18 protein-coding genes and 2 pseudogenes are annotated in these 19125 nt (G+C 39.4%); 5 read left to right on the top strand and 15 right to left on the bottom strand.

The genetic code is table 11. The features are described from left to right. Positions 1-317 precede the first annotated feature (317 nt). The 4 genes and pseudogenes from purL (at position 318) to ACU5DF_RS15310 (ending at position 6044) form a co-directional block, all read left to right on the top strand. Positions 318-4231: pseudogene (gene purL, locus ACU5DF_RS15325) on the top strand (phosphoribosylformylglycinamidine synthase). 223 nt (positions 4232-4454) lie between these two features. Next, entirely contained in the window at positions 4455-4964 is a 510-nt protein-coding gene (locus ACU5DF_RS15320) for an RNA methyltransferase (RefSeq protein WP_045101415.1), read from the top strand. Positions 4965-5133: 169 nt separating this feature from the next. After that, positions 5134-5460: a DUF3622 domain-containing protein gene (locus ACU5DF_RS15315; protein ID WP_045101416.1), complete on the top strand. Its 327-nt coding sequence runs from the start codon at positions 5134-5136 to the stop codon at positions 5458-5460. 98 nt (positions 5461-5558) lie between these two features. Next, positions 5559-6044, top strand: coding sequence for a GreA/GreB family elongation factor (locus ACU5DF_RS15310; protein ID WP_045101417.1), 486 nt, complete (start codon positions 5559-5561; stop codon positions 6042-6044). Positions 6045-6114: 70 nt separating this feature from the next. Here ACU5DF_RS15310 and ACU5DF_RS15305 read toward each other — a convergent pair whose 3' ends face one another. From ACU5DF_RS15305 to ACU5DF_RS15295, 3 genes are read right to left on the bottom strand one after another with little or no spacing between them, the layout of a single operon-like run. Further along, complete coding sequence (locus tag ACU5DF_RS15305; protein WP_446713462.1) at positions 6115-7209, bottom strand: succinylglutamate desuccinylase/aspartoacylase family protein; 1095 nt, start codon at positions 7207-7209, stop codon at positions 6115-6117. Continuing rightward, positions 7169-8074 (bottom strand): 30S ribosomal protein S6--L-glutamate ligase, encoded by a 906-nt coding sequence (gene rimK, locus ACU5DF_RS15300; protein ID WP_446713461.1) that lies wholly within the window; start codon positions 8072-8074, stop codon positions 7169-7171. Before rimK ends, ACU5DF_RS15305 begins: the two co-directional genes overlap by 41 nt. Beyond that, positions 8074-8514, bottom strand: a complete 441-nt coding sequence (locus ACU5DF_RS15295) for an ATP-dependent zinc protease family protein (RefSeq protein WP_045101420.1) — start codon at positions 8512-8514, stop codon at positions 8074-8076. Before ACU5DF_RS15295 ends, rimK begins: the two co-directional genes overlap by 1 nt. A 493-nt stretch (positions 8515-9007) precedes the next feature. Between ACU5DF_RS15295 and ACU5DF_RS15290 the strand changes: the two genes are divergently transcribed. Continuing rightward, the gene (locus ACU5DF_RS15290; protein WP_446713460.1) at positions 9008-10354 is read left to right on the top strand and encodes a sodium-dependent transporter; all 1347 of its coding nucleotides are present in this window, start codon (positions 9008-9010) and stop codon (positions 10352-10354) included. A 77-nt stretch (positions 10355-10431) separates the two neighbouring features. On the opposite strand, the gene ACU5DF_RS15285 is transcribed toward ACU5DF_RS15290, so the two are convergent. The 12 genes and pseudogenes from ACU5DF_RS15285 to ACU5DF_RS15230 form a co-directional block, all read right to left on the bottom strand. Then, positions 10432-10620, bottom strand: coding sequence for a DUF4250 domain-containing protein (locus tag ACU5DF_RS15285; RefSeq protein ID WP_446713459.1), 189 nt, complete (start codon positions 10618-10620; stop codon positions 10432-10434). After that, positions 10620-10826: a YaeP family protein gene (locus ACU5DF_RS15280; protein ID WP_045101423.1), complete on the bottom strand. Its 207-nt coding sequence runs from the start codon at positions 10824-10826 to the stop codon at positions 10620-10622. Before ACU5DF_RS15280 ends, ACU5DF_RS15285 begins: the two co-directional genes overlap by 1 nt. Positions 10827-10971: 145 nt before the next feature. Continuing rightward, on the bottom strand, positions 10972-12240 hold the full coding sequence (locus ACU5DF_RS15275; protein WP_446713458.1) for a Rid family hydrolase: 1269 nt from the start codon (positions 12238-12240) through the stop codon (positions 10972-10974). Between the two features lie 84 nt (positions 12241-12324). Further along, the gene (ureG, locus tag ACU5DF_RS15270) at positions 12325-12945 is read right to left on the bottom strand and encodes an urease accessory protein UreG (protein ID WP_446713457.1); all 621 of its coding nucleotides are present in this window, start codon (positions 12943-12945) and stop codon (positions 12325-12327) included. A 12-nt stretch (positions 12946-12957) separates the two neighbouring features. Continuing rightward, positions 12958-13623: an urease accessory protein UreF gene (locus tag ACU5DF_RS15265; protein ID WP_023603686.1), complete on the bottom strand. Its 666-nt coding sequence runs from the start codon at positions 13621-13623 to the stop codon at positions 12958-12960. Between the two features lie 15 nt (positions 13624-13638). Next, positions 13639-14130 (bottom strand): urease accessory protein UreE, encoded by a 492-nt coding sequence (gene ureE, locus ACU5DF_RS15260; RefSeq protein WP_446713456.1) that lies wholly within the window; start codon positions 14128-14130, stop codon positions 13639-13641. Positions 14131-14193: 63 nt separating this feature from the next. Next, positions 14194-15898, bottom strand: a pseudogene (gene ureC / locus ACU5DF_RS15255) (urease subunit alpha). Continuing rightward, on the bottom strand, positions 15898-16251 hold the full coding sequence (locus ACU5DF_RS15250; protein WP_446713455.1) for an urease subunit beta: 354 nt from the start codon (positions 16249-16251) through the stop codon (positions 15898-15900). The pseudogene ureC and the gene ACU5DF_RS15250 overlap by 1 nt, the downstream one beginning before the upstream one ends. A gap of 10 nt (positions 16252-16261) precedes the next feature. Beyond that, positions 16262-16564 (bottom strand): urease subunit gamma, encoded by a 303-nt coding sequence (locus ACU5DF_RS15245; RefSeq protein WP_446713454.1) that lies wholly within the window; start codon positions 16562-16564, stop codon positions 16262-16264. A 15-nt stretch (positions 16565-16579) separates the two neighbouring features. Next, positions 16580-17443 carry an urease accessory protein UreD gene (locus tag ACU5DF_RS15240; protein WP_446713453.1) on the bottom strand — a complete coding sequence of 288 codons (864 nt, stop codon included), beginning with the start codon at positions 17441-17443 and terminating at the stop codon, positions 16580-16582. A gap of 372 nt (positions 17444-17815) precedes the next feature. Further along, on the bottom strand, positions 17816-18403 hold the full coding sequence (locus ACU5DF_RS15235; RefSeq protein WP_446713452.1) for an ATP-binding cassette domain-containing protein: 588 nt from the start codon (positions 18401-18403) through the stop codon (positions 17816-17818). Beyond that, positions 18387-19073 (bottom strand): ATP-binding cassette domain-containing protein, encoded by a 687-nt coding sequence (locus ACU5DF_RS15230; protein WP_446713451.1) that lies wholly within the window; start codon positions 19071-19073, stop codon positions 18387-18389. Before ACU5DF_RS15230 ends, ACU5DF_RS15235 begins: the two co-directional genes overlap by 17 nt. Positions 19074-19125 lie beyond the last annotated feature (52 nt).

The following is a 19125-nucleotide window of genomic DNA, read 5'->3' as shown; positions in this document are numbered from 1 at the left end:
GGTAAAAAGAGGCAAAAGGGCGGTAACAAATTACAACAATAATTAGAGTTTGGGACAGTTTATTTTTATCTTTGATGTTTTTTTGCCCAAAAATGTCAAATTAGAAGAGGATTTTCCCTTTTTTTTAAAAAAATACGCAAACGGTTGCTTTTGCTGTTACTTCACATAACAAAATCCTTTATAATGCGCTCGCAATAGCAGAGGTAACATCGGCATAGTTGCTATGTAATATAGGTGATTAATTGAGTTAATTACTTATAAAGTCATGAAACTATTCCAATATTACCTTTAATTCATTGCCAAAGAGACCTAAGTACATGAGAATTTTGCGTGGTTCACCTGCTTTATCTGAATTTCGTGTTAACAAGCTACTTGAGCTTTGTTGCGAGCTAAATTTACCTGTCACTGGTATTTATGCTGAATTTACCCATTTTGCTGATGTAACGGCAGACCTTGATGCGTCTGAGGTTGCGAAGTTAGAAAAATTACTGACTTACGGTCCAACAATTGAAGAACATAAGCCTGAGGGTTTATTGCTTCTTTCTGCTCCTCGTCCAGGTACCATCTCTCCTTGGTCTTCAAAATCAACTGATATCGCTCATAATTGTGGTTTAGCTAAAATTGCACGTTTAGAGCGCGGTATTGCTTATTATATAGAAACCTCTGAAACACTGTCTGAACTTCAATTAGTTGAACTAAAAGCAATTCTTCATGATCGCATGATGGAAGTTGTCTTTACTGATTTTGATTCAGCTGCTGCATTATTTACCGTTGCTGAACCAGCACCGTATGCAGAAGTTGATCTACTTGTCGGTGGTCGTAAAGCGCTAGAAAACGCAAACGTTACCCTAGGTCTTGCACTGGCTGAAGATGAGATTGACTACCTACTAGAAAGTTTTACTGAAAAATTAGGTCGAAATCCAACTGATATCGAATTAATGATGTTTGCACAAGCGAACTCTGAACACTGTCGTCATAAAATCTTTAATGCAGATTGGACTATCGATGGAGTTAAACAAGATAAATCATTATTCAAAATGATTAAAAACACCTTCGAAGTAACTCCTGAAAACGTTTTATCTGCTTATAAAGATAACGCCGCAGTAATGACAGGTTCTACTGTTGGTCGTTTCTTCCCTGATCCAGAAACTCGTCAATATAACTACCATCAAGAAAAAACACACATCTTGATGAAAGTAGAAACGCATAACCACCCAACCGCTATCTCTCCTTGGCCGGGTGCGTCAACAGGTTCTGGCGGTGAAATCCGTGATGAAGGCGCAACTGGCATCGGTGGTAAACCAAAAGCAGGCTTGGTTGCCTTCTCAGTATCTAACCTTAAAATCCCTAATTTTGTGCAACCGTGGGAAACTGATTTTGGTAAGCCAAGTCGTATCGTAACCGCGCTTGATATTATGCTTGAAGGCCCTCTAGGTGGCGCAGCATTTAACAATGAATTTGGTCGCCCAAACCTATTAGGTTATTTCCGTACATACGAAGAAAAAGTAAATTCACACAATGGTGAAGAAGTACGTGGTTACCACAAGCCAATTATGCTTGCTGGTGGTTTAGGTAATATTCGTGATGATCATGTTCAGAAAAAAGAGATCCCAGTTGGCGCAAGCTTAATCGTACTTGGTGGTCCAGCAATGAACATCGGTCTTGGTGGTGGTGCGGCATCTTCAATGGATTCTGGTTCTTCTTCTGAAGATCTTGATTTTTGCTTCAGTACAACGTGAAAACCCAGAAATGGAGCGTCGTTGTCAGGAAGTTATCGACCGTTGTTGGCAGCTTGGTGATGCAAACCCAATTGCATTTATCCATGATGTAGGTGCCGGCGGTATTTCAAACGCATTACCTGAGCTTGTTGATGATGGTGAACGTGGCGGTATCTTTAACTTACGTGATGTTCCAAATGATGAGCCGGGCATGAGCCCACTTGAAATTTGGTGTAATGAATCTCAAGAACGTTATGTAATGGCGGTTGCGGATAAAGATTTAGCAACATTTGAAGCTATTTGTAAGCGTGAACGTGCACCATATGCGGTCGTTGGTAAAGCAACTGAAGAGCGTGATTTGAAATTAGAAGATTCTCATTTCGACAATACGCCAATTGATATGCCAATGGACATCCTTTTAGGTAAAACGCCTAAGATGCACCGTGATGCTAAGACATTAAAAGCAAATAACTCGGCGCTTGATTGCTCAGGCATTGAGATGAACGAGGCGATTGAGCGTGTTCTTCGTTTGCCAACGGTTGCAGAGAAAACATTCTTAATCACGATTGGTGACCGTTCAGTGACAGGTCTTGTTGCTCGTGACCAAATGGTAGGTCCATGGCAGGTTCCTGTAGCCAACTGTGCAGTAACAGCAGCAAGTTATGATACTTACCACGGTGAAGCAATGTCTCTTGGTGAGCGTACTCCGGTTGCTCTATTAGACTTTGGAGCATCAGCTCGTTTAGCGGTTGGTGAAGCTATTACCAATATTGCAGCAACAAATATTGGCGATATTAAGAATATTAAATTATCGGCAAACTGGATGTCTCCGGCGGGTCACCCTGGTGAAGATGCAGGTCTTTACGAAGCGGTTAAAGCAGTAGGTGAAGAACTTTGTCCTGCACTTGGTCTAACTATCCCAGTGGGCAAAGATTCAATGTCGATGAAGACTAAATGGGAAGAGAACGGCGAGCAAAAAGAAGTTACGTCTCCTCTATCTCTAGCTTATTACTGCATTTGCTCGTATTGAAGATGTTCGTAAAACAATTACTCCTCAGCTTCGCACTGACAAAGGCAATACAAGCCTAGTTCTTATCGATTTAGGTAATGGTAAAAACCGTATGGGTGCAACAGCACTTGCTCAGGTTTATAAGCAATTGGGTGATAAACCAGCGGATGTTGATAATGCAGCACAGCTAAAAGGTTTCTACGAAGGCGTTCAAACTTTAGTAGCAAACGATCAAGTAGTGGCTTACCACGATAAAGGCGATGGCGGTTTATTCGTAACGCTTGCTGAAATGGCATTTGCTGGTCACTGTGGTGTTAGTGCAAACATTGAAGCCTTAGGTGAAGATACGTTAGCGGCACTATTTAACGAAGAGTTAGGTGCGGTAATCCAGGTTCGCAATAACGATTTAGATTCAGTGTTATCAACATTAGCTGCGAATGAGCTAGGTGACTGCTCACACGTAATTGGCTCTGTTGAAGCGTCTGACGAAGTGGTTATTAAGTCTGGTGAGCAAGTTATAGTAGAACGTAACCGTACTGAATTACGTACTATCTGGGCTGAAACTACGCATAAAATGCAAGGTTTACGTGATAACCCTGTATGTGCAGACCAAGAACACGAAGCGAAGAAAGACAACTCAGACCCTGGCCTAAACGTTAGCCTAAGCTTTGATGTAAACGAAGATATTGCAGCTCCAATTATTGAAGCGGCAATGATCAATAAAGGCGCTAAGCCTAAGATGGCAATTTTACGTGAGCAAGGTGTTAACTCTCATGTTGAAATGGCTGCAGCATTCGACCGTGCAGGCTTCGAAGCGACTGATATTCATATGAGCGACATCCTAACGGGTCAAGCGGTACTAGAAGAATACAACGGCCTTGTAGCATGTGGTGGTTTTTCTTACGGTGACGTATTAGGCGCTGGTGAAGGTTGGGCTAAGTCGGTTCTATTTAACGACTCTACGCGTGACCAATTTGAAAACTTCTTCAAACGTGAAGATACCTTCTCTCTAGGTGTTTGTAATGGTTGTCAGATGTTGTCTAACCTACGTGAACTAATTCCTGGTGCAGAGTACTGGCCTCGTTTCGTACGTAATGAATCGGAGCGTTTTGAAGCGCGTTTCAGCCTAGTTGAAGTTCAGAAGTCTGATTCTGTATTCTTCAATGGAATGGAAGGTTCTCGTATGCCTATCGCGGTTTCTCACGGTGAAGGCCGCGTAGAAGTTCGTGATAACGACCACCTAAACGCGATTGAAAACTCAGGTACTGTTGCTCTACGTTACGTTGATAACAACGGTAATCAAACGCAGCAATACCCAAATAACCCGAACGGTTCGCCAAACGCTATCACAGGTTTAACAACAACGGACGGTCGTGTAACGATCATGATGCCTCACCCAGAGCGTGTATTCCGTACGGTTGCTAACTCTTGGGCTCCTGAGACTTGGGGCGAAAATGGTGCTTGGATGCGTATGTTCCAAAATGCCCGTAAAAATATCGGCTAATTAGATGGGCGGGTTAATGATAAAAAAGTATTTTCAGGATGAATAAAAAATTGTGATAAGTATTAAAATTTTTATCAAAGCGCTTTTCTATAATCAAAGCACTGTTCTATAATAAATAAAAGAGTTGGGTAAAGACGGCTCTTTTAAAAAAAACCGCTGAAGCTTAGGCTTCAGCGGTTTTTTTGTTAGAATAGCGTTTTATTTTTATCTGTTGGAAGAAACAATGAAAAATACGCACGTTACGATTGGTTTGAGCAACCCGAAAAGCCCAACGAATGTTGGTGCAGTGATGCGTGCTGCAGGGTGTTATCAAGTTGATGCTGTTCGTTATACTGGCGAACGATATGATCGCGCTGCAAAGTTTCAAACGGATACCAAGAAAGTGGCGAATAAAATCCCATTAACTAGTGTTGAATCTTTATTGGATGATTTACCCGATGATTTAGAAATCGTCTGTGTAGAGCTTGCTGAAGGAGCAACACCGTTACCTAGATTTAAGCACCCAGAAAAAGCCTTGTATGTGTTTGGTCCTGAAGATGGCTCGATCACACAGCAAGTCGCTGATTGTGCTGATCATGTAGTTTATGTTCCAACGGTAGGTTGCATGAACTTAGCCGCTACGGTGAATGTTCTTTTATATGATCGCTTAGCAAAATCTGAAGAGATGGACGAGAGCGAAGAACTTATTCGCAGTAGTCGAGATAATCGCAATCATTTAGTGGTAAAAAAGTAAGATCAATATCTCCTTTAAAGCCTGAGTAGATTGACATCTTTTTGGTGCATTTTTGGCTAGATGTGTTCTAATAGCGGGCATTAAAGGGAATGTAGTTATTGTACTGCAGTTATAGATGGATTTTTTAGTAATGATCTATCCCTTAACTATCGAATTCTAGGAAATAAAAATGGCAAAATTTGATTACCGTATTGTAGAAAAACGTAACGCTTGGGCTGCTGAAATTACGCGCCAAGTAACTTCTCGCAGAACGGTTGTATCTAAGCGTCAGCTTGGTTTTGAAAGCGAAGCAGAAGCAGTTGAATGGGCTCAAAAAGAGCTTGTTGAATTTGCAAAAACTCAAGCTGTACGTAATGATCGTAAGTCTGAGCAACGCACTGAAAAAGAAGAAATGATTGCTCGTAAAAAAGAGAAATCAGCAGCACAAAAAGCGGAATATGAAGCCGCTCGTGATGCAGCAAACGATGAAGACGAATACGATTACGACGAAGAGTAATTCGTTATCACAGTAATGTGAGATAAAAATAGATACCATGAAATGGCAGTTATTCGTAACTGCCATTTTTTATATTCTCAATAAAGTAAATTCATCTCATGATAGAAAAAGAAGCATTGTTAGAGTCAATCATCCAAGAGTTGCGCCAAGTCCACCAAATGGCAGTAGAAGCCACGCAGCGAGCGATTGATCAAGCAACAGATAAAGAAGCGATTGCACGTAGTAAGTATGAAACCTTTGGCTTAGAAGCCTCTTATTTAGCGCATGGACAAGCACTACGAGTTGCTGAGTGTGAGGCTGATATTCTTGCTTATCGTAAATTACCGCGTTTAGAATATAGCGAAGAGAGTGCGATTAACCAATGCGCTTTAGTGACGCTTGTAAATCAAGATGATATCGAGAGTATATTTTTTATCGGCCCGTCAGCGGGTGGAGTAAAAGTAACTCATAACAAGATGACATTTTCACTAATAACGCCGTCAGCTCCACTAGGAAAAGCCATGATAGGGCAGCAACTTGGTGATGAATTTGAATTGAATTTAGCTGGCAAGAAGCAGCAATATGAAATTATAGACGTGCAGTAATAATAGATAATTCGTTATAAAATAAGAGAGGCGAACCTCTCTTATTAATAAGTCATGCTAGTAAAAAATACTAAAGTGTAGATGTCGTGATTTGACCGTTAGTTAATTGGTCAGTATCCGCTTCGATAATTTCATCGATATACGTTTCAACTGTTTGACCAACCATTTCATCGTCTTCGGTAAAGTAAGCAAGATGGAAAACAGCATCACCTTCATTAACTAAAGGTAAGGTTTGTTGACCAATAACGATGCCGCCTTTATGAGCTCGAAGTTCGATTTCACTATGACCTAATGGTGCGCTGATATAAGCCAAAACTTGACCTTTCTCAACTTGCTCACCCAGAGTAACAACAGTACGTAAGATACCGTCGCTTTCTGCACGTAACCAACTTGTTGACTTAGCAATGACAGCTTCAGGCAGGCGTTTTCTGCTTGCTTTTAGCATGCCAATGGCTTGCATTACACGTTGTACCCCCACATATCCCGCATTAATTGCGATAGGTTCAAAGCGTAATGCTTCACCTGCTTCATAAGTTAATACCGGGATATTACATTTCTCAGCTTCACTACGAAGAGAACCATCCCTTAATGGCGAATCCACAATCACTGGCGTGCCGAAAGCGTGTGCAATTCGTAACGTTTCAGGATTGCTTAGATCCGCTCTAAGTTGAGGTAAATTCGTTCTGTGAATAGCCCCAGTATGTAGGTCGACAATATAATCACAACGCTTTGCTATTTGGGTGAAAAAGGTATGTGCCATACGAGATGCCAACGACCCTTTTTCAGAACCAGGGAAGCAACGATTTAAATCGCGACGATCAGGAAGATAGCGTGATTTATGAATGAATCCGAAAACGTTAACGATAGGGACTGCAATAAGAGTCCCTTTCAATGTTTTTGGATCAACGTTGTTGATCAGTTGTCGAACAATTTCAACCCCATTGAGCTCATCACCATGAATGGCCGCATTGACCATCAAGATTGGGCCAGTATGCTGACCATTAATGATTTCTACAGGGATAGATAAAGGTGAGTGGGTATAAAGCTTTGCGGCTTCAATCTCAATAACCTTTCTTTCACCAGGTGCAACCGAGTGCGTTAATATTTCAAACGCTTGATTTTTTTTAGCCTTTGCCACGAGTTTTAGTCCCTTTTGTCGCTGCATTTTTCTCAATAAAATCAATGATTAGGCCAGCAACGTCTTTGCCTGTTGCTTTTTCAATGCCTTCTAAGCCCGGAGATGAGTTCACTTCCATAACTAGTGGACCACGCTCAGAGCGAAGTAAATCTACACCCGCTACATTTAGCCCCATGATATTTGCTGCAGCTACTGCTGTCTTACGCTCTTCTGGAGTTAATTTAACGAGTGACGCTGAACCACCACGGTGTAGATTAGAACGGAATTCACCTTCTGCACCTTGACGTTTCATTGCTGCTATTACTTTGCCACCAATAACGAAACAACGGATATCTGCACCGCCAGCTTCTTTGATGAACTCTTGAACCATGATGTTCGCTTTTAAGCCCATGAATGCTTCAACAACACTTTCTGCTGCTTTACGCGTTTCGGCAAGAACAACACCAATACCTTGAGTGCCTTCTAATAGCTTGATCACAACTGGCGCGCCGCCAACCATGTCTAATAAATCTTTTACATCATCAGGTTTACTTGCAAAACCTGTGATAGGCATACCAATGCCTTTGCGAGAAAGTAATTGCATTGAACGCAGTTTGTCACGAGAACGAGTGATCGCAACTGATTCATTTACAGGGTATACACCCATCATTTCAAATTGACGTAATACTGCTGTTCCGTAGAACGTTACTGATGCACCAATACGAGGAATGATTGCATCGTAATCAACAAGCTCTTCACCTTTAAAGTGGATCTGAGGTTTTTCTGAATTGATATTCATATAACAACGTAATGCATCAATGACTTTTACTTCATGGCCACGACTTTCCGCAGCTTCAATTAAACGGCGAGTAGAGTAAAGGTCTTGGTTACGCGATAAAATACCGATTTTCATTATAAATTTTCCTCAAAATCAACTAGGTAAGACGATGATGGATCAACAACAATACGATCTTGCATTGATGTTCTGCCAAGTAACATACGAAACACCATTGTTTCTCGGTTACTTAATGTTATTTGTATTGGCCACTCTTGACCTGCTAGTCGGATCATTGTTTTGATGACGTAGCGCATTTCTTCTTGTCCGCTTGAGCTTTTTACTATTCGCTGATCAAAAATTTTGGCTTCGCATATTTGTACGAAATCATTATTTCTTTTTTCTGGATGGATCCAGAAGCGAACCCAAGCTTCACTATCCTTTGTGAAGGGCTCTATTTTAAATGCGTGTAAACAAGAAGTTTTGGCGCCAGTATCAACTTTTGCCTTAATTAATTTAATACCAAGTTCAGGAAGGCTAAGAGATTCTCGCCATCCAACCATGATTTTATTTGTCATTAATTTTTCTCAAATAGAAAAAAACTACAGAGAGTACAATAAATACTGACTGCAGATATCTAACCCATTTGGCTACCATCTAGTTGTCTGAGCTGTAAACTCAGTAGTCTGGAGTTTGGTGGAGTACGTAGAGAGGTGTTATAGGATATGTACACCGTGACTCAATAGCGCGAATTTATCAGCAGTTTTAATTTTCGTCAAATAAAATATTCATTATAATTTAGTCGCTTTAACTATTAGTTTTTTTAATGCGGTTTAGTTGTGAATAGAATAAACGCTTCTGTTAATACTGTTTAAAAAAAGAGCGCTATATTTAAGGTGATTTTGAAAATTAATGAATAGATATAATGCTGTATTTCTATTTTAAAACAGCAGAACTCGCTATTATTTTATTTTTAATAGAAATAATTAAATGACATTTTGATTTAAAACTGGTGTTTAATTATTAGTGAAGTTATCATGCCTGCATTGTACTAGTGTGGTGATACAGAGAATGACTGATAACAGAGAAAGTTTTAGTTCACGTATAGGTTTTATATTAGCGGCGGCAGGCGCGGCTGTTGGGTTAGGTAATATTTGGGGATTCCCAACTCAAGCTGCTAGCAATGGTGGTGGAGCTTTCTTATTGGTTTACCTTATCATGATCCTTGTGGTGGCCTTTCCCATGCTTGTTGTTGAAATGGCGATTGGCCGACACGGTCAAGCGAATCCAGTCGATAGTATGCGTTCATTGACTTCTAATCCAATTGGTAAGCGTGTAGGTGCTTTTGTTGGTTGGATTGGTTTGAGTGTCCCTAGTGCGGTGTTGATGTTCTATAGCATTGTTGGTGGATGGTTAATCTGTTTCTTGTTTGGTGCAATGGCGAACGTCGTTGGATTACATGATCTTGCTGAATGGTTTAAAGGGTTTAGCATTGAGCGCAATTTACTGGGTACGATAATCTTTTATGTATTAACTATTCTAATCGTACAAGGTGGAATTAAAGACGGTATTGAGAAATGGTCAACTCGTTTAATGCCTGCTTTGTTTGTTTTATTTGGCTTATTGTTTGTTTATATCATGATGCAACAAGGTGCGGTTGAAGGATTAAAGCATTATCTTATCCCTGATTTTGAAAAGGTAATGGATAAAAAATTGATATTGGCAGCGATGGGACAGGGCTTTTTCTCGTTAACCATAGGTGGCTGTTCAATGCTTATCTATGGTTCATATTTAAGTAAGAAAGAAAACCTCCCTAAGATGGCAATGAACGTTACTTTAGTGGATACGGCGGTAGCATTTATTGCTGGATTAGTGGTAATGCCTGCAATGTTTGTTGCAATGGAGAAGGGCGTTCAAATCTATGCTGAAGATGGTTCACTAATCAGTTCTGATACCTTGGTATTTACTGTGTTACCAATGATGTTTGATAGCTTAGGGCTATTTGGTGATCTATTTGCGATTGTTTTCTTCTTATTATTAACGATTGCAGCATTAACGTCTTCAATCTCAATGCTTGAGTGTTCAGTTTCTTTAGTGAGTGAGCGATTCAAAACCAAAAGAACGCCAACAAGTTGGATTTTAGGTGCTCTGATTGCTGTGTTCAGCGTGATAATTGTATTTAATTTTGGTGAATTATTTGGCTTAGTTGCAATGATTGCGACTCAGTACTTACAACCTGTCGCTGCGTTGCTGTTCTGTGTATTTGGAGGCTGGGTGTGGAGCCGTCATTCTAAAATTAAAGAGCTTGAACAAGGTTATCCTGAATTTAAACAAGGGTTCTTTGGTAAAATTTGGCCTCTGTATGTGAAGTTTGTGTGTCCTATCTTAGTGATTACCGTTCTTTGGGCATCGTTCTAATTTAATTACAGTAAAGAAAAGGGCAGAACAATGATTACGTTGTTCTGCCCTTTTTTGTTTACTCAGTAATTAGATGTTTATCTAAATTGTTTCGCGTCTTCTAAGTAATCAAAACCGGCATCTGCTAGTTTTTTGATTAGCGCATCTTTATCTAATTCGTAGAATTTAACATAGCTATCTAGATCTCCAAACTCATCGCGGATCTTCATGTTAACTATGCTCATTAGCATAATAGGATCCATCGAAACCATCTTTTCAGGTGTCATTACTCATCCTCGAAATCAGAAATTAATAAGTTGGCAGCAGCAAACGCGGCTTTTTCACGAGTGGCTTTTGGAAGCGCTTCATCAGCGGCAATATCATTTAATGATTTTACGGCGCAAGTAATTGCTTGAGGGATGTAACCCTGATCACCACTGCCAATTAATGAATACAACTCACGAACCATCTCACAACAATCATATACTTTCATTAGACTTTCCATTTTAAAATGATAACTGTTATGAAGTTTACACGTTGAAAAAGGGAAAACCTAGATCAAAAAAAGCTGAAAAACCTAGGAAGATATTTTTCAGCTTTAAGATAAGGATATTTGTATATTATCTATAAGTAGTTTCTTAGTTCTTTATTTGCAAAGGAGTTCCTTCAGCATTAGAAACAATAGCCTCTATTTGTATTAGTGAATCCATTGGAATCGCTGAAACCCCAATCACAGTTCTTGCTGGAAGATCACTGTTAAAGAATTGAACATAAACGTCATCAACAATATTGATATCTGCAACATTTGTAAGTTGAATGTTTATTTTAACAATATCATCCATTGTGTGATTAATGCTTTCTACGATCGCTTTGATATTTTGTAAACACTGTTTTGCTTGTTCTTCTATATTGCCAATACTAATCTCAGAATTTGTTGGATTGATTGGTAATTGGGCTGAAATATGATTGTAATGAGAAAAAGCAACAGTTTGTGTGGACATTGAATTCTGAGGTGCATTTTCGGTATTGTTCGTTCTTATAACAATACCATGTCTATCTTCAACCGCTTGTGGAGGAGTGCCATCACCATGTGACACTACTGCATCAATTTGTATCAATGCATTCATCGGTAACGATGCCATAGTTACTGTTCGGGCTGGAACATAGGCGACAGCTCTTGCGATAGCGGAATCAGGAAAAAATGTAGAATACACTTCATTTACAACATCAATATCGTTAAGGTTTTTAAGGTGAATGTTTATTTTAACAATATCATCAAGAGGAACATTAATACTTTCTAAAATAGCTTTAATATTGTTTAGACATTGCTCTGTTTGTTCGTTGATATTATCAGAGATAATTAGACCTGTTTTCGGATTTACAGGTAATTGTGCTGTGATGTTATTGTAATGAGAGAAAGCGACCGTTTGGGTTGATAGTGCATTTTTAGGTGCATTATCTGTGTTTCTTGCCATTTTTATTAGTTTGCAAGGTTGCTGTGGATGTGTTCCTTCACCATTTGAAATTACAGCATCAATTTGCACTAAAGCACCATCTAACGGTAGGGCTTCGACAGCAATCACCGTACGAGTAGGATAATAATTTTGGAAGAAATTAGTATAAATATCATCGATAGCATCAATATTTAAAATATCAGTGAGGAAAATATTTATTTTTACAATATCTTCCTTAACATGGTCAATACTGCTGATAATTGATTCAAGATTTATTAAACATTGGTTTATTTGTTCTTTTATATCAGTACTAACAATTTTATTGGTTGTTGGGTCTATAGGTAACTGTGCTGAAATATTATTATAGTGAGAAAACGCAACTGTTTGTGAGTGTATAGAGTTTTTGGGTGCATTATGGGTATTTCTTGAAAGCTTAATAATTTTATTATTCATACTATTTCCTAATTTAATTTTTTAAATGTTGTTCGTAACTATGCCCACAATTTAAAGGCATCATTCTCTAGTTATTAAAGAAAACTATTTTTCATTTAACATGCCGCGTTCAATGATAAATTCGATGATTTTTTCTAGGCCGACACCTTTCTTAAGATTGGCAAATACGTATGGACGAGTAGGACGCATACGAGCAGTATCTGATTCCATCACTTCAAGAGAGGCTCCAACGTATGGCGCTAAGTCGATTTTGTTGATGATCAATAGATCTGACTTAGTAATACCTGGACCCCCTTTACGTGGGATCTTTTCGCCTTCAGCAACGTCAATTACATAGATTGTTAAGTCTGCTAATTCTGGGCTGAATGTCGCGCTTAGGTTGTCTCCGCCACTTTCAACAAATACAACATCTAGATTTTTATGACGTCGTGCTAGTTCTTCAACAGCAGCTAAGTTCATTGATGCATCTTCACGAATGGCGGTATGAGGGCAACCACCTGTCTCAACTCCGATGATTCTATCCGCCGCTAATGCTTCTGCTTGCGTTAAGATCTTTGCGTCTTCTTGAGTGTAAATATCGTTAGTAACGACTGCAATTTGGTAAGTATCACGCAGTGTTTTACATAGTATTTCTAAGAGTGCTGTTTTACCTGAACCAACAGGACCGCCAACACCAATACGTAGAGGTTGTTTATAATCTTGCATTTGATTTGTTTCTCATGATCTAAATAGTCGAGTGTATTGGCTCTCGTGTCGAGAACTTGCCAATACTTGGGCTGGAGTGAAACTACCAATTAGGTGTTCGGGCCAACATTGTGATTTGTCTACTGCTTGTAGAATAACGTCTGCCATTTCAAGTAGCAGTTGCTGTCCAGCGCTTTGCCCTAATGGAACTAACTTAATACCTACAATTACGGTGTTTTCAAGCCATCCCCATGCGTACGCGGCTGCGAGTTTTTTAGGGGATAATTGCCAGTGGTTAGCAGCCAGTGCAAAGGCGGCGATTTGTGTTTGTTTTACCATTGGTAGAGTGGTTTTATTTAACTCAATCCCTATTTTTGGTAATAACCTTGCGAAGGCTAACCCTCTCTGTCTCTCTTCAAGGCGTAATTCTTTGGTCTCTCGGCTAGCAATAATAAAATCGCACCATTCTTGAGCTTCTTGCCATTTTTCTTCTTTTATTAATTGAGTCATTTTCGCTAAAACTGGTAACTCTAATGTGGCGATGCTGTCCATCAATTGATTGCTTAACCAATGCGTTAACTCAGTAACATTACTGACCCAGCCTTTTTCTATTGCCCACTCTAATCCTTGTGAGTAAGTAAATGATCCTACCGGTAGGGAGGGACTAATTAATTGATAGAGCCTTAAATCTTCTAGCATAATGAATGGCCTCACTTAGTGATGATGACCACCATGTGAGCCAGCACTTGAACCACCATAGGCTCCAGGCTCTGGTTGATATTTAGCTTGTTCAACTTTTACGTTTAGTCCTAAGCGTTGCACCATATCGTCAAGTACATGATCGTGTAAGTAGCGACACCATCCCGCTTCAACCTGAAGGGGAACATGGCGATTGCCTAGGTGGTAACACGCTTTTGCAAGTAATAATAAGTCATCGCTATATACGGTAGATACTGCCTCTTCTGCGGCGGTGATCACTGCTTGAATGCCATCATCACTTTCAACAATATCGTGTTCTTTTAATACCGTACCGCGAGGTAAAAATAGCCCCGCATCAGAGCCATCATTTAAAGTGATTTTTAATCGACTCTTTGTGCGCTCTAACATGGTTAAACACAGAGTTAGTTTTACTGTGTTTTTGGTGTCCATCTTGTCATGATTATCTGCATCATGATGGTGATGAACAAGATGAGTAAATTTAATCATGATTGTTCACTTTAATAAGGTGCCTCGTCAGAAAATAGGTAGAAAACCAACGAGGCGAGGGGATTAGAATAAAAAGTAACGCTGTGCCATTGGTAACTCTGTTGCTGGTTCACATACAAGAGGAACACCATCGGCTTTTACTACATAGGTTTGGCTGTCTAATTCAATGTGTGGAGTGTAGCTGTTATGGATCATCGACTTTTTCGAGATATTACGACAACCTTTCACTTCACCAATTTGGCTTTGTAGATTCAATTTTTCAGGTACACCGGCCTTGATGCTGGCTTGTGACATGAAAATCATGGACGATTTGTACATTGCTTTGCCATAGCACGCATACATTGGGCGATAATGTACTGGTTGCGGAGTTGGAATTGCGCCATTAATATCTCCCATTGGAGCGTAAGCCACTAAACCACTTTTCATTATTAGTGATGGTTTAACCCCAAAAAATGCAGGATTCCATACAACAAGATCCGCTAACTTACCCACTTCAACGGAACCGACTTCGTGTGATATACCGTGAGCAATAGCTGGGTTGATGGTGTATTTAGCGATATATCGTTTAATTCGATTGTTATCACTATTTTCATTATCACCTTCTAAAGCGCCACGTTGTAATTTCATTTTGTTCGCACATTGCCAAGTACGAATAATCACTTCACCAACACGTCCCATGGCTTGTGAATCCGATGACATCACTGAAATAGCGCCAAGATCATGAAGAATATCTTCGGCAGCAATGGTTTCACGGCGGATACGAGACTCTGCAAAGGCCACATCTTCAGGAATTGAAGGATCTAAGTGGTGGCATACCATTAACATATCTAAATGCTCATCGACGGTATTAATTGTATACGGCATGGTTGGATTAGTTGACGCCGGTAATATATTAGCTTCACCAACAGATTTAATAACATCAGGAGCGTGACCACCGCCAGCGCCTTCTGTGTGGAAAACGTGAATAACACGATCACCAATGGCTTTTACTGTTTCTTCGTAAAAACCACCTTCATTCAAGGTGTCTGAATGAATTGCAATTTGAATATCCATTTCATCGGCAACAGTAAGGCAGGTATCAATAGCTGCAGGTTGTTGCGCCCCAATCTTCATGAAGTTTTAATCCCATTGCTCCTGCTTCAATTTGTTCTCGTAATGCTTCTGGTTTACTTGCACAACCTTTACCAAAGAGACCAACGTTAATTGGGAGATCGTCCACAGCTTCTAGCATGCGGTGCATATTCCAAATGCCGGGCGTTACTGTTGTAGCATTCGATCCTGCAACAGGGCCAGTACCGCCGCCAATAAAGGTCGTTAAGCCTGATGAAAGTCCTTCTTCTGCTTGTTGAGGACAGATAAAGTGAATATGTGTATCAATACCACCTGCGGTAATTATTTTGCCTTCGCCTGCAACGACTTCTGTTGCAGGACCTACAACGATATCAATGTTGGGTTGAACATCAGGATTACCTGCTTTACCAATACCAGAGATGCGACCGTCTTTAATGCCGATATCTGCTTTTACGATACCCCAATGGTCGACAATTAATGCGTTGGTAATAAGAACGTCAACACAGTCTTTATTTAATACTTGGCTTTGACCCATACCATCACGGATCACTTTACCACCGCCAAATTTAACCTCTTCACCGTAGGTGGTGAAATCTTTTTCGACTTCTAAAAACAGCTCAGTATCTGCCAAGCGTAATCGGTCTCCAGTTGTGGGGCCGAACATATTTGCATAGGCTGTGCGAGAAATATGAGCCATTAGTTAACCTCTTTATGTTCTGTTTGTTCTGTGACAATGGGATCTAAAGGCCCCATGATTGCACCTTGGAATCCATAGATTTCACGTTTACCTGCAAATGCAACTAACTCGATTGTTCTACGTTGGCCAGGCTCAAAGCGAATTGCCATACCTGCAGGAATATTTAAACGAAAACCTCTGGTTGGTTCTCGCTCAAAATGCAGCGACTCATTAACTTCGTAAAAATGATAATGGGAACCAACTTGAATAGGACGGTCGCCATAATTAGCAACGGAAAGAGTGGTCGTTGTTCGCCCTACATTTAACTCTATATGGCCAAGTTCATTGTTGATCTTCACTTCACCAGGGATCATGGGTAACTCCTTAAACGATGGGTTCATGGATAGACACAAGTTTAGTGCCATCAGGGAACGTACATTCCACTTGAACATCTGGGATCATCTCAGGAATACCTTCCATCACATCATCAGCGGTTAAGATGGTTCGACCATAATTCATTAAATCAGCAACAGTACGCCCATCACGAGCACCTTCCATTATTTCAAAACAAATTAAAGCAATGGCTTCTGGGTAATTTAATTTTAATCCGCGTGCTTTGCGTCTTTCTGCAATCATTCCAGCAGAAGCAAGTAGCAGTTTATCTTTTTCTCTTGGTGTTAATTCCATGATGTTTCCAGCTAATTATGTGGCCCAGATGCGTGGGACCTCGGGTAATGTACCTAACCAATGTTGACGAGTGTGTTGCCATAAAGTACTGAAGCAGGCCATCATCGGCTCTGTTTGATAACCTAAATAACGGATAACCAATAAGCCATCAATTTCAGTAATTCCACAAATAGGATCACTATTGCCAAATAACCCAGTTTGTTCATGGAAATGTTCATTAATCAGTGTTCTTAATTTATCTTCTAATACATCAGAAGCGGGGTAGATATAAAGATTGCCAAGCATTGGGTAATTTCGCATTCCCGCCGCGTGTTTAATTTCATTTATTGAATCAATATAAATCGATTCAGAAAGTAATAACTTACCACCAACCTGAATATTGGTTCGTCCTGTGATTAATCCTTGTGTAAATATTTCATTTAAAACAGGACGACCGAAGCAATTCATTTCCCAGCCAATAAAATGTGCGTTCTTATGAATATTTACTTGTGTATTTATATGCGCTTGGCTATTTGGGAAAAATATATTTTCTTGTGGTAACCACTCTAAGAACCCATCGGAATCGACACTTAATCGTTGGGTTTGAGTTGATGTTGCTCCTGAGCTTCGATAAAACTTAGTTGCCCCAGGTGTTGTTATTAATGAATGTGCTTTAGAGGCAACGTGAATGTTGATATTTAGTTGGTCACCACCTACAACACCACCTGGTGGGTGAAGTAGATAAGTATGAGCTATCCCAGGTTCTGGATAAAAAGGGCGCTGAACCATTAGTGGACCAATTTGTTCACGATGAACCAGTTTGGTGTTAGAGCCTCTTTTTTCATAGAAAAGGGATATATCAGCCAGCCAACCAGAAGACGATGTATTTATTTTTGGCATAATTATCCCTGCCGATATGGCATATTTTCTTGAGAAAAGAAATAATGAAAACAAATAGCAAACACCTCCAGTTAAAAACTAGAGAAATAAGAATTCTAAATAAATTGTAATTGCCTAAGTCTAGGCAGTGTTGAGTAAAGTACTCGTTTTACAGTAAAGGTAATTTATTTTATGTATACATGAATATGTGAAGATAAATTAACTTTAGAGATGATTGTGTGAATGACTTACGAAATAGATAGTAGTCCTATATTTTGTACTTGGCAATGAAAAAATAAACTTAAATAGTCGTTTTTTTTGCCATTTTTTTTTATCATGTTTATAAGTGAAAATTTATTCTTTAAAAGCCTATTTATATCTGAATAAAAGTTCTTAATTTAATGTGATTATTTTTTTGCAAATCGATTTTAATAATGAAGGTTCATGCGATATAACTAGTAATCCAATATTTTGTTGAGTCGAAAAATTAAGTACGCTTTTCCAAATTGATATTTGAGCTAATGGATCTAATTGAGCAGTGATTTCATCACACAACAAGTAGCGAGTTGTTGGTAGTAAAGCACGAAATAGTGCAAGACGTTGGAGTTGCCCTCCTGAGAGTTGTTTTGGGTAACAAGTAAGCCATTCTTTTTGAATATCAAAGTCGATAAGACGAGATTCAAACTCTATATCTCGATAGCTCTCTTTTAATGAACGTAAAATAGTCCATTTAGGATTAAAAGAAAGTTCAGGGTGCTGCCCAACCCATTGCACAGGGTTCGCAGTATGTTTGTCATAGCAAGGTGTACAAACATGTCCCGTTTTTGGCAGAAGAAAACCAGCAAATAGCATCGCAATTGTTGATTTACCAGATCCACTCTCTCCACTTAAGCCAATAATATCGCCTTGGTCAATCGCGATGTTAGGTAGATTAAGCGTGGTTGATTGATATTGGACGCTGACATTAGTTAAGTGAATCACGATGACTCCAATGTTCAGGTAAAGCACACCATAATGCTTGGCTATAGAATTGACTATTTCCTTGTTTGATTTCATTTGGTGTGGTGTGTTCTATTATGGATAAAGAATCGCTGTTAGTTGTGCTTTGTAAAACAAGAATGCGATCAGCAATATCAATGACATGCTTTAAATCATGGCTCACCATAATAATGGCCTTTTTTTTAGGACCATGAGCGAGTGATGCATAATGTTGGAACAATGGCTGTGCTAACTCATCATTCACACCACAACTAGGTTCGTCAGCAATGATAATGTCGGTATCTTGAATGAAGGCCAATGCCGACATTACTCGTTTTGCCATCCCTCCTGATAATTGATAAGGGTATCTATCTGCAACAACTGGTGGTAACTGAGCTTGTGATAATGCTGAATTTATAAGCATTTTATTTTTTGAGTGGTACCATTTTTTATGTGGGTCGAATTGTGAAAGTTGATCTCCTATTTTAGTGGTTGGGTTCAATGCTTCAACGCTTTGAGGAACTAATGATATTCGAGTTTCTTCATCGTATTTGATTGAGCCAGATAATTCAAAAACAGAAGGTAAGCAGTCTATTAATGAGTTAATTAATACACTTTTCCCACTACCACTAGTACCTATAATACCCAGAACTTCTCCTTTTTTAATAGTCAAAGAGAGTCCTGAAATTAAGGGTTTTATCTGTGAGTATTGCTTTATAGTAAGA

The sequence above is a fragment of the Aliivibrio wodanis genome (genome assembly GCF_052920805.1).
This window is presented reverse-complemented; position numbering and strand designations above follow the sequence as displayed.

Coding starts and splice junctions, on each gene's coding strand:
- ACU5DF_RS15320 (WP_045101415.1), top strand. CDS start 4,455: ATGAAAAATACGCACGTTACGATTGGTTTGAGCAACCCGAAAAGCCCA.
- ACU5DF_RS15315 (WP_045101416.1), top strand. CDS start 5,134: ATGGCAAAATTTGATTACCGTATTGTAGAAAAACGTAACGCTTGGGCT.
- ACU5DF_RS15310 (WP_045101417.1), top strand. CDS start 5,559: ATGATAGAAAAAGAAGCATTGTTAGAGTCAATCATCCAAGAGTTGCGC.
- ACU5DF_RS15305 (WP_446713462.1), bottom strand. CDS start 7,209: ATGCAGCGACAAAAGGGACTAAAACTCGTGGCAAAGGCTAAAAAAAAT.
- rimK (WP_446713461.1), bottom strand. CDS start 8,074: ATGAAAATCGGTATTTTATCGCGTAACCAAGACCTTTACTCTACTCGC.
- ACU5DF_RS15295 (WP_045101420.1), bottom strand. CDS start 8,514: ATGACAAATAAAATCATGGTTGGATGGCGAGAATCTCTTAGCCTTCCT.
- ACU5DF_RS15290 (WP_446713460.1), top strand. CDS start 9,008: ATGACTGATAACAGAGAAAGTTTTAGTTCACGTATAGGTTTTATATTA.
- ACU5DF_RS15285 (WP_446713459.1), bottom strand. CDS start 10,620: ATGACACCTGAAAAGATGGTTTCGATGGATCCTATTATGCTAATGAGC.
- ACU5DF_RS15280 (WP_045101423.1), bottom strand. CDS start 10,826: ATGAAAGTATATGATTGTTGTGAGATGGTTCGTGAGTTGTATTCATTA.
- ACU5DF_RS15275 (WP_446713458.1), bottom strand. CDS start 12,240: ATGAATAATAAAATTATTAAGCTTTCAAGAAATACCCATAATGCACCC.
- ureG (WP_446713457.1), bottom strand. CDS start 12,945: ATGCAAGATTATAAACAACCTCTACGTATTGGTGTTGGCGGTCCTGTT.
- ACU5DF_RS15265 (WP_023603686.1), bottom strand. CDS start 13,623: ATGCTAGAAGATTTAAGGCTCTATCAATTAATTAGTCCCTCCCTACCG.
- ureE (WP_446713456.1), bottom strand. CDS start 14,130: ATGATTAAATTTACTCATCTTGTTCATCACCATCATGATGCAGATAAT.
- ACU5DF_RS15250 (WP_446713455.1), bottom strand. CDS start 16,251: ATGATCCCTGGTGAAGTGAAGATCAACAATGAACTTGGCCATATAGAG.
- ACU5DF_RS15245 (WP_446713454.1), bottom strand. CDS start 16,564: ATGGAATTAACACCAAGAGAAAAAGATAAACTGCTACTTGCTTCTGCT.
- ACU5DF_RS15240 (WP_446713453.1), bottom strand. CDS start 17,443: ATGCCAAAAATAAATACATCGTCTTCTGGTTGGCTGGCTGATATATCC.